The sequence below is a fragment of the uncultured Methylobacterium sp. genome, assembly GCF_964242245.1.
In the GTDB taxonomy this organism is placed as follows: domain Bacteria; phylum Pseudomonadota; class Alphaproteobacteria; order Rhizobiales; family Beijerinckiaceae; genus Methylobacterium.
This window is the reverse complement of the sequence record NZ_CAXTBY010000013.1, coordinates 45,793-54,868: the sequence shown is the minus strand read 5'-3', so window position 1 is coordinate 54,868 and position 9,076 is coordinate 45,793. Positions and strand designations below refer to the sequence as shown.

14 protein-coding genes and 1 pseudogene are annotated in these 9,076 nt (G+C 75.0%); 11 read left to right on the top strand and 4 right to left on the bottom strand.

Features of this window, described 5'->3' with window-relative positions:
• Both ACFE8Y_RS05515 and ACFE8Y_RS05510 read right to left on the bottom strand, forming a co-directional pair.
• A partial coding sequence (locus ACFE8Y_RS05515) for a trypsin-like serine protease (RefSeq protein WP_375463387.1) occupies nucleotides 1–866 on the bottom strand: 866 nt, incomplete at its 3' end.
• 108 nt (nucleotides 867–974) lie between these two features.
• Nucleotides 975–1,706, bottom strand: coding sequence for a trypsin-like serine protease (locus ACFE8Y_RS05510; protein WP_375463386.1), 732 nt, complete (start codon nucleotides 1,704–1,706; stop codon nucleotides 975–977).
• A gap of 37 nt (nucleotides 1,707–1,743) precedes the next feature.
• Between ACFE8Y_RS05510 and ACFE8Y_RS05505 the strand changes: the two genes are divergently transcribed.
• From ACFE8Y_RS05505 to ACFE8Y_RS05460, 10 genes are all read left to right on the top strand, one after another.
• Nucleotides 1,744–2,307, top strand: a complete 564-nt coding sequence (locus tag ACFE8Y_RS05505; protein WP_375463385.1) for a hypothetical protein — start codon at nucleotides 1,744–1,746, stop codon at nucleotides 2,305–2,307.
• A 78-nt stretch (nucleotides 2,308–2,385) separates the two neighbouring features.
• On the top strand, nucleotides 2,386–2,751 hold the full coding sequence (locus tag ACFE8Y_RS05500; RefSeq protein ID WP_375463384.1) for a phage head closure protein: 366 nt from the start codon (nucleotides 2,386–2,388) through the stop codon (nucleotides 2,749–2,751).
• The gene (locus ACFE8Y_RS05495; RefSeq protein ID WP_375463383.1) at nucleotides 2,751–3,212 is read left to right on the top strand and encodes a DUF3168 domain-containing protein; all 462 of its coding nucleotides are present in this window, start codon (nucleotides 2,751–2,753) and stop codon (nucleotides 3,210–3,212) included. Before ACFE8Y_RS05500 ends, ACFE8Y_RS05495 begins: the two co-directional genes overlap by 1 nt.
• 37 nt (nucleotides 3,213–3,249) lie before the next feature.
• The gene (locus ACFE8Y_RS05490; protein WP_375463382.1) at nucleotides 3,250–3,660 is read left to right on the top strand and encodes a phage major tail protein, TP901-1 family; all 411 of its coding nucleotides are present in this window, start codon (nucleotides 3,250–3,252) and stop codon (nucleotides 3,658–3,660) included.
• Between the two features lie 11 nt (nucleotides 3,661–3,671).
• The gene (locus ACFE8Y_RS05485) at nucleotides 3,672–3,995 is read left to right on the top strand and encodes a gene transfer agent family protein (protein WP_375463381.1); all 324 of its coding nucleotides are present in this window, start codon (nucleotides 3,672–3,674) and stop codon (nucleotides 3,993–3,995) included.
• The gene (locus ACFE8Y_RS05480; protein ID WP_375463380.1) at nucleotides 3,992–4,210 is read left to right on the top strand and encodes a phage tail assembly chaperone; all 219 of its coding nucleotides are present in this window, start codon (nucleotides 3,992–3,994) and stop codon (nucleotides 4,208–4,210) included. The genes ACFE8Y_RS05485 and ACFE8Y_RS05480 overlap by 4 nt, the downstream gene beginning before the upstream one ends.
• Before the next feature lie 43 nt (nucleotides 4,211–4,253).
• The gene (locus ACFE8Y_RS05475) at nucleotides 4,254–4,841 is read left to right on the top strand and encodes a phage tail tape measure protein (RefSeq protein WP_375463379.1); all 588 of its coding nucleotides are present in this window, start codon (nucleotides 4,254–4,256) and stop codon (nucleotides 4,839–4,841) included.
• Nucleotides 4,842–4,853: 12 nt separating this feature from the next.
• The gene (locus ACFE8Y_RS05470; protein ID WP_375463378.1) at nucleotides 4,854–5,495 is read left to right on the top strand and encodes a TIGR02217 family protein; all 642 of its coding nucleotides are present in this window, start codon (nucleotides 4,854–4,856) and stop codon (nucleotides 5,493–5,495) included.
• Between the two features lie 52 nt (nucleotides 5,496–5,547).
• Nucleotides 5,548–6,423, top strand: a complete 876-nt coding sequence (locus ACFE8Y_RS05465) for a DUF2163 domain-containing protein (protein WP_375463377.1) — start codon at nucleotides 5,548–5,550, stop codon at nucleotides 6,421–6,423.
• Between the two features lie 14 nt (nucleotides 6,424–6,437).
• Nucleotides 6,438–6,977: a peptidase P60 gene (locus ACFE8Y_RS05460; protein WP_375463376.1), complete on the top strand. Its 540-nt coding sequence runs from the start codon at nucleotides 6,438–6,440 to the stop codon at nucleotides 6,975–6,977.
• Here ACFE8Y_RS05460 and ACFE8Y_RS05455 read toward each other — a convergent pair.
• Both ACFE8Y_RS05455 and ACFE8Y_RS05450 read right to left on the bottom strand, forming a co-directional pair.
• Nucleotides 6,919–7,203: a helix-turn-helix domain-containing protein gene (locus ACFE8Y_RS05455; RefSeq protein WP_375463375.1), complete on the bottom strand. Its 285-nt coding sequence runs from the start codon at nucleotides 7,201–7,203 to the stop codon at nucleotides 6,919–6,921. The two genes, ACFE8Y_RS05460 and ACFE8Y_RS05455, sit on opposite strands and share 59 nt — an antisense overlap.
• Nucleotides 7,200–7,586, bottom strand: a complete 387-nt coding sequence (locus ACFE8Y_RS05450) for a type II toxin-antitoxin system RelE/ParE family toxin (protein WP_375463374.1) — start codon at nucleotides 7,584–7,586, stop codon at nucleotides 7,200–7,202. Before ACFE8Y_RS05450 ends, ACFE8Y_RS05455 begins: the two co-directional genes overlap by 4 nt.
• A 57-nt stretch (nucleotides 7,587–7,643) precedes the next feature.
• On the opposite strand from ACFE8Y_RS05450, the pseudogene ACFE8Y_RS05445 reads away from it, so the two are divergent.
• Nucleotides 7,644–9,076 (top strand): annotated as a pseudogene (locus ACFE8Y_RS05445) (hypothetical protein); the annotation flags it as partial.

Genomic DNA, 9,076 nt, shown 5'->3' with positions numbered 1-9,076 from the left:
CGCCCCGGCCGGGCCATCCAGTCGGAGCGGTTGCCGCGCCCGGCGGGCATCGCCTCGCCGACCTGGATGCGCGACAGTTCGGCGGCGCGGGCCGCGATCCAGCCGGAATGCTCGGCCACCGGCGTCACCGCGGTGAAGCCGCCGCAGGCGGTGCGGCGGCGGGAATCCTGCTGCATGGCGCCGCTCGACCAGCTCACCACGCCGACGATGCGGTAGCCGCCGGGGCCGCCCGCGAGGATCGGGCCGCCCGAATCGCCCAGGCACGCTCCGGCCCCCGCGGTCTCGGCCATGCGCCGCCGGTCGGTCACCACGGTGACGCGGTTGGCGACCTGCAGCGAGCCGATCGAGACGAGGTGTGCCTGCCGCAGGGTGCGGGCGGTGTTGCGGCGGTTCTCGGCGACCACGCCGAAGCCGGCGATGTCCACCGCCTCGCCGTTGCCGATCGACTCGGCGCCGCGCGGGTCGAGGGGCGCGTAGTCGGCGCCCAGCGGCTGCTCGAGCTTCAAGAGCGCGAGGTCGATGCCGGGCTGATCCTCGGGGGTGGTGCCGGGGACGAAGTCGGGATGCATGGAGGCGGCGATCGCCGCGATGCGGTGCTGGCGAAATCCGCGGTCGACCGCGACGATGCTGTATCCGGCCGGATGCATCACGCAGTGGGCCGCGGTCAGCACGAGGTCGGACGCGATCAGGGTGCCGGAGCAGATCTCGCCCTGGGTGCTCTCGATGCGCACGACGAAGTTGCGCGTCCCGTTCGGGTCGCGGGTGACCTCGCCGTTGATGACGGCCTGGGCGGGCAGGGGCACCAGGCCGACGAGGCTGCCGAGGAACGCGCCTCGGAGCAGGGCGCCGCGGAGGAGGGTGAGCATCGTTCTCTCCGGGGCCGAGGGCGCCTTCGGCCTGATGGGTCTGAAGCTTAGCCTAGGGCAATCCGCCGGCCAAGGCGCGGTTCCATGGGATGAGACGCGCGGGCTGCCTTAGACCCAGTGTGCGGCGCGGCCCCAGCCGGCGAGCGTCCGGTCGAGCCAGTCGCGCTGGGGGGCGAGCAGCACACCCTGCGTGAGGCCGCCGCAGGCGCCGCCGATCCAGGCGGTGACGGCGAGCACGCCGCCGTCGCGGGAGACCGGGCCGCCGGAATCGCCCTGGCACCCGCCGGCGCGGCCCGCGGCCCTGAGCCAGACCAGGATGCGGCTCGGCCCGTAGGGCTCGATCACCGGCAGCGCGACGCTGCGGAAGGTTCCCGTCGAGCGCGGATCGCCGGGCCTGTCGGCGCCGTAGCCGGACAGGGTCAGGCTCTCGCCGGCCCGCGGCATCGCCGTGCTCAAGGGGGCGGGGGCAAAGCGCGCGGGAAGCGGCGTCGCGGTGCGCAGCAGCGCGAGGTCGACCGAGCGCCGCCGTCCCGCGATCGCGCCGGAATCGTAGCCGGGATGCACCATGCGCGCCGCGACCTCGACGAGGATCGGCTCGCCCGCCTCGCCGCGGAAGTGAACCCGGTGCTCCAGGCCGCCGGCCGCGCAGTGGCCGGCGGTGAGCACGGCGTCGGCCGCCACGACGATGCCGGTGCAGACGCCGCCCTGGGACGACAGCACCATCACGGCGCCGTCGGCCGGCGCCGCGACGCCGCCGACCACCGCCTCGGCCGGTCCGACCCGGAGCGCCAGGACGAGGAGCGCCGCTGCCAAGCGTCGTGGGCCGCACCGGAACGCCATCGAACCTCCTCGACGCACCTTGAAACGGAGACGCGCGATGATCCCGATACGCGTGGCCGGCGCCACCGTCGAGCCGGTGAGCCTTGCCGAGATGCGGGGCTACCTGCGCCTCGACCCGGACGACGCGGGGGCCGAGGACCCTCTGCTCCGGGACCTGATCGCGGCCGCGCGCGCGAGCCTGGAGGCCGAGACCCGCCGCGCCCTCGTGCCGGGCACCTACCGCATCGTGCTGCACCGGCGCCCGCAGGATGGCTGGGTTCCGATCCCGCTGAGCCCCCTCGTCGCCGTGGTGCGGGCCGAATCGTGCGGGGCCGACGGCACCGTGACCGCCCTCGCGCCCGGGCTCGTCGCGCTCGGCCCCGATCCGGTCGAGGCGCCGTGCCTCTCCATCGCGCCGACGATCCCGTTCGTCCCGGGCCACGGCCTGATGATCGAGGTCGCGGCCGGCTACGGCGGCGACGGTCCGCCCCTGCCGCCGCCCCTGAAGCTGGCGATCCAGCGGCTGGCGGCCGCCCGCTACGAGCACCGCGGCGACGAGGCCGTCTCGGAGGCGGCCGACCCGTCGGCCCTGGCGGCGCCGTTCCGCCGCCTGCGCCTCTGACGGCGCCCCGCGACGCACGGGCCCTCATCCCGCGGGTGGGGCGAGGAAGTCCGGCTTTCCTGAAATTCGGAGTCCACCATGGCGAACACGCGCGCACGCACGCCGATCGGCCTGCGCCGGCGGCGGCTCGTGCTGGAACTGCCGGTGGAGGAGCCGGACGGCTTCGGCGGCACGCTCCGGCGCTACGTCGCCGGCCCGGTGCTGTGGGGGGCGATCGAGCCCGTCGGCGCGGTCGAGCGGCTGCGCGGCGGCCGGGAGGACAGCGCCGCGACCCACCGCATCACCCTGCGGGCGCGGCCGGGGCTGACCCCGGCGATGCGGCTCGCCGCCGGCCCGCGGCGCTTCGCCATCCGCAGCGTGGTCGATCCGGACGAGCGCGGGCGCGATCTCGTCTGCCACGTCGAACTCCTGTGCGCGCAGGCCGAGACGCCGGAGGCAAGCTGATGACGCCGCCCGGCCCATCCCTCCCCGCGGCGGCCCAGCCCGGCCCCGTGCCGAGCCCGCTCCTCGCGATGCGGGCGGCGCTGATCGCGCGCTTCTCGACCGACGCCGCGCTCGCCCGGCTGATGGGCGGGAGCGTGCGGCTCTACGACGAGCCGCCCTCCGGCGCCCCGCCGGTCTACGCGATGTTCGGAAACGCGGAGATCCGGGACGATGCCGTCGACGGTGCGCGCCGCCACCAGCACAGCCACGACCTCGTGGTGTTCGCCCGCCCCGGCTCGGTCCGCACCGCGCTCGACGCCGCCGAGCGGATGACGGCGCTGGTCGAAGATCCTGCCTTCGCGCTCAGTGGCCACGTCCTGGTGACGCTCCGGGTTCTCGCCCTCTCGGCCCGCCGCGACGAGCGATCGGGCGAGGCGCGCGCGACGCTCACCCTTCAGGCCGTCACCGAGACGCTCGCCTGAGCCCTTCCATCCACCACCACGACGATCGGAGGCCGGCATGACCGCGCAACGGGGGAAAGACCTGCTCATCAAGGCCGGCAACGGCAGCGGTGCCTTCGTCGCGGTGGCGGGGCTTCGCGCCCGGCAGGTCGCGTTCAACGCTGAGACCGTCGACGTCACCAACGCCGACTCGGCCGGCCGCTGGCGCGAGCTGCTCGCGGGGGCGGGCGTGCGGCGGGCCGCGCTCTCCGGCTCCGGGGTGTTCCGCGACGAGGCCTCGGACCTGCGCCTGCGGCAACTGTTCTTCGACGGGCTGATCGAGACCTTCCAGGTCGTGGTGCCCGCCTTCGGCACCCTCGAAGGGCCGTTCCAGATCACCGCCCTGGAGTACCGCGGGGACCATGCCGGCGAGGTCACCTTCGACATGAGCCTCGACTCGGCGGGTGCACTCGCCTTCACGGCGGCCTGAGGAGGCGGGCGATGGCCAACCGCAGGCGCGGCGAGGTGCCGCTCGATCTCGGCGGCACGCGCTACACCCTCTGCCTCACCCTGGGGGCGCTCGCCGAGCTGGAGGACGCCCTGCAGGCCGGCGACCTCGCCGGGCTGGCCGAGCGCTTCTCGGCCGGCCGGCTCGCGGCCCGCGACCTGATCGCGCTGCTCGGCGCCGCGCTCCGCGGCGGCGGGCACGACCTCGACGATGCGGAGGTCGCGCGCCTGCCGCTCGCCGGGGGGCTCGCGGGGGTGACGGACTCCCTCGGGGAAGCCCTCGTCGCCGCCTTCGGGGCGCCGCCGCCGGACCCTTGAGCGCCACGGGAGGGCACGCGCCGGGCGAGACGCCCGCCTTCCCGTGGGACGAGGCCCTGGCGCTCGGGCTCGGAGCCTTGGGCTGGAGCCCGCGCGACCTCTGGCGCGCCACGCCGCGCGAACTCCTCATCGCACGCGGTCGCCCGGCCGAGGTCCGGCCGCTCCGCCGGGCGGACCTGGAGCGCCTGATCGCGGCGCACCCGGACCCGGCCTGACGCTGCGGCATCGGCAGGCACCGAAGCTGAAGGACCGAATCGGATGGCGGAGACCGACCCCGACCGGGCGAACGCCGCCCGCATCAAGCAGCTCGACACCCTGGACAAGCTGGCCCAGCGCTTCGGGCAGAGCCTGTCGTCGGCGCTGACCCGCAGCCTCGCCTCCGGTCGGCAGCTCGACGGCGTGCTCGGCTCGCTGGGCACGCGGCTGGCCGGAGCGGCGGTGCGGGCGGCACTCACCCCCGTGCGGACGGGGATCACCGGCCTCGTCAACACGCTGCTGAGTTCGGGCACGAGCAGCAGCACCGGCAGCGAGTCGGGATTCGCCCGGGGCGGCGTGTTCCAGGCAGGCCGGGTGCGACCCTTCGCGGCCGGCGGGATCGTCGCTGCGCCGACCTACTTCCCGATGAGCGGCGGCACCGGGCTGATGGGCGAGGCCGGGCCGGAGGCGATCCTGCCGCTGCGCCGCGGCTCGGACGGGCGCCTGGGCGTCGCAGCCGGCGCCGGCAGCCGTCCGGTGGCGGTGACGGTCAACATCGCCACGCCCGACGCGGGCTCGTTCCGCAAGTCCGAGGCGCAGGTCACGGCGAGCCTCGCCCGCGCCGTCGCGCGCGGGCAGCGGGCGCTGTGAGGGAGATCCCGCATGCCCGACGACTTCCACGAGGTGCGCTTTCCCCTCGACGTCAGCCTGCGCGGCAGCGGTGGCCCGACCCGGCTCACCGAGATCGTCACGCTCGCCTCGGGCCGCGAGCACCGCAACAGCCGCTGGGCGGATTCGCGGCGGCGGTACGATGCCGGCCTCGGCATCCGGACGCTGGACGCGCTGCACGCGGTGCTGAGCTTCTTCGAGGAGCGGCGCGGGCGCCTCTACGGCTTCCGCTACCGCGACCGCGTCGACTTCCGCTCCGGGCCGCCGGGCCGCATCCCCGGTCCCGGCGACCAGCGCCTGGGGGTCGGCGACGGCGCCACCGCCGTGTTCGCGCTGGTGAAGACCTACGGCACCGGGGTGTCGCCCTACGCGCGGACGATCGCCAAGCCGGTGGCCGGCACCGTGCGCGTGGCGGTCGCCGGCGCGGAGGCGCCGCCGCGGGCCTTCACCTGCGACCCGGCGACGGGGCTCGTCACCTTCGGGGCGAGCGCCGTGCCGCCCGCCGGCGCCGCGGTCACCGCCGGCTTCGAGTTCGACGTGCCGGTCCGCTTCGACACCGACGACCTCACGGTCAACCTCGAAGCCTTCACCGCGGGCGAAATCCCCAAGGTGCCGCTGATCGAGATCGTGCCGTGACCGAGCTTCGCCTCGCCGCTGGCACGCGGACCGACATGGAGGAGGGAACGAGATGCGCGACCTGCCGCCCGCCTTCGCCGCCCACCTCGCGGGCGGGGTGACAACCCTGTGCCGCTGCTGGGCGCTCCGGCGCCGCGACGGGGTGGCGCTGGGCTTCACCGACCACGACCGCGACCTCGTGATCGCGGGGCTCACCTGCACCGCCCGCACCGGCCTGGAGGCGGCCGAGGCCGGCGCCGAGCTGGGCTTTGCCGTCTCGGGCGGGGACGTGGCGGGGGCGCTCTCGGGGCTCGGGCTCACCGAGGCCGACATCGCCGGCGGCCTCTACGACGGCGCCGGCGTCGAGACCTGGCTCGTCGACTGGACGGCCCCCGAGACGCGGCTGCTCCTCGACGTCGGCACGATCGGCGAAATCCGCCGGGCGGGCGACGCGTTCGTGGCCGAGATACGGGGCTTGGCCGACCGCCTCGACGCCGAGCGCGGCCGCACCTACCGCGCCACCTGCGGCGCCGACCTCGGCGATGCGCGCTGCCGGGTCGATCTTTCGGGGTTCCGCACGACCGGCGCCGTCCGGGCGCTGCCCGAGCCCGGCACCGTCGACGCCGCACTCGCCGACGCCTTCGCCGACGGCGTTTTCTCCGGCGGCCGCCTCGCCTGGATCTCCGGCGCCAACGCCGGCCTGTCCGCGGACGTGCGCACCCACCTCGGCGCGCTCATCGAGCTGTGGGAGGCGCCCCCGCGCACGGTCGCGCCGGGCGACGCCTTCAGCCTCACGGCCGGCTGCGACAAGCGCCTCGCCACCTGCCGCGAAAAGTTCGCCAACGTGCCGAACTTCCGGGGATTTCCGCACATGCCGGGCAACGACTTCGTCCTGCGCTACGCCCCCGGCGCCGGGCCGGGCCTCGACGGCGGCTCGCTGTTCCGATGATCGGGGGCGGGGCGATGACGGGCAGCTTCACCGGAGCCGACGTGGCGGCGCAGGCGCGCCTCTGGCTCGGCACGCCCTACAGGCACCAAGCCTCGCTTCAGGGCGTGGGCTGCGACTGCCTCGGCCTGCTGCGCGGCGTCTGGCGCGGTCTGCTCGGCCCGGAGCCCGAGGCCGCCCCGCCCTATTCCGGCACCTGGGCGGAATCGGCCGCCCCCGGCGCCGACCCGCTGACGGAGGCGGCGTGCCGCCACCTCCTGCCGGTCGCGGAGCCGCTGGCCGCCTACGCGCCGCGGCCGGGCGACGTGCTGCTCTTCGCCTTCCGCGCCCACCTCCCGGCCCGCCACTGCGCCATCGCGACGGAGGCGGGCATGATCCACGCCCACGACCGCGCCGTGGTGACGGAGGTGGCGTTCACGCCGTGGTGGCGGCGGCACCTGGCGGGAGTTTTCCGGTTTCCGGAGCCGCCCGGATCTCATCCGGCGGCCGAAGGCTCGCTCACGCAGCGCGGGCCACGCGCAGTTCCACCTGCAATCCGGCGGCTGACAGCATCGTGACGAGGGATTCGATCGCGAACAGGTCGATCCGTCCACGCATCAGGTCGGAGATGCGCGGCTGGGTCACGCCGAGGATCGCGGCGGCGCGTGCCTGGGTCAGGCCCTCGCGCGCGATATGGTCCCGCAGGACGAGCATCAGGTGCGAGCGCAGCCGCATGGTCGCGGCCTGTGCCGGCGTGTCCTCGATCGCGTTCCAGACGCTGTCGAACCGTTGTTCGTCGCTCATCGTTTCACCGCTCCCAAGAGGTCGGAATAGCGCTTCTTCGCCAAAGCAAGATCGCCGCGGGCGGTCTTCTGCGTGGTCTTCCGGAAGCCGTGGAGCACGTAGACCGCGGCGGCGAACTTCGCGACGTACAGCACCCGGAAGGTACCATCGTCCTCGCGGATACGGATCTCCCGGACACCAGCCCCGACCGATCCCATCGGCTTCCAGTCGTCAGGGTCACGTCCCTCCTGGACCCGATCGATCTGATGTCCTGCCATATGACGGGCCGCCGCCGGAAACCCACGGAGATCGTCGAGTGAAGTGCCGCAGAAGACTACGGTTTTCGACCGCTCGGTCGTGCCCGGTCCCGGCGCTGCGAATCTGAGCAGGCTAAGACGATACAAAAATTTGTATATCCCGGCAACCTTCGCCCATCCCTCTTCATCGCGTAGGAGCCCGCCATGGCCACGCTGATCCTGTCCACGGCGGGCGCGGCGGTGGGGACCGCCCTCGGCGGGCCGATCGGCGCGGTGGTCGGGCGGGTGGCCGGCGCGGTGGCGGGCGCCGGCCTCGACGGGGCGCTGTTCGGCGCCGGCACGAGCCCGCGCTTCGTCTCCGGGCCGCGGCTGTCGGATGTCGCCGGCCTCTCCTCGACGGAGGGCGACCCGGTGCCCCGCGTCTACGGCCGGGCGAAGCTCGGGGGCACCCTGATCTGGGCGACGCGCCCGCTCGAGGTCGCCAACACCACCGTCGAGCGGGCGGCGGGTGCCGCCAAGGGCGGCGGCGGGCAGCGGACGGTGCGCACCACCTACGCCTACTACGCCAACCTCGCGGTCGGCCTGTGCGAGGGCGAGATCGCCTACGTCCGCCGGATCTGGGCGGACGGGACCGAGCTCGACCGCACCGCGATCACCTGCCGGATTCACACCGGCTCTCAGACCCAGGCGCCCGACCCGCTCATCGTCGCCAAGGAGGGAGCCGACGCGCCGGCCTATCGCGGCCTCGCCTACGCCGTGTTCGAGGGATTGCCGCTGGCCGACTACGGCAACCGCATCCCGCAGTTTTCCTTCGAGGTGGTGCGGCCGGTCAACGGCCTCGCGCCCCTGATCCGGGCCGTCGACCTGATCCCGGGATCGAGCGAGTTCGGCCTCGATCCCGCCCCCGTCACCGTCGATCTCGGCCTCGGCCGGACGCAAGCTGCCAACCGGTTCCAGTTGCAGGCGGCGACCGACGTGATCGCCTCCCTCGACGCGCTCCAGGCGCTCTGCCCGAACTTGGCGCGGGTCGCCGTCGTGGTGGCGTGGTTCGGCGACGACCTGCGCGCCGGCCGGTGCCGCATCGCGCCGCGGGTCGAGATCCGCGACAAGACGACGACGGGCGACACGTGGCGGGTCGCCGGCCTCGACCGCGCCGCGGTGGACACCGTGTCGGCGGCCCCCGACGGCACCCCGGCCTACGGCGGCACGCCGTCGGATGCGGGCCTGACGCGCCTCGTGGCGGACCTCGCCCGCCGGGGCCTCGCCGTGGTGCTCTACCCCTTCGTGATGATGGACATCCCGCCCGGCAACGGCCTGCCCGACCCGCGCGATCCCGCGGCCGCCGGTCAGCCGCCCTATCCCTGGCGCGGGCGCATCACCTGCGACCCGGCGCCCGGCCGGCCCGGCAGCCCGGACGGCACGGCGGCGGCCGACGCGCAGGTCCAGGCCTACTTCGCGGGGCCTGCGGGCTACCGCCGGCAGGCGCTGCACTACGCCGACCTCGCAGTCCAGTGGGCGGCGGCCGGCACGCCGCTCGCCGGCTTCGTCGTCGCGAGCGAGCTGATCGGGCTGACGCGCGTGCGCGGCGCGGGCGGCGCGGGCGGCGCCTACCCGGCCGTGGCCGCGCTGACCGCGCT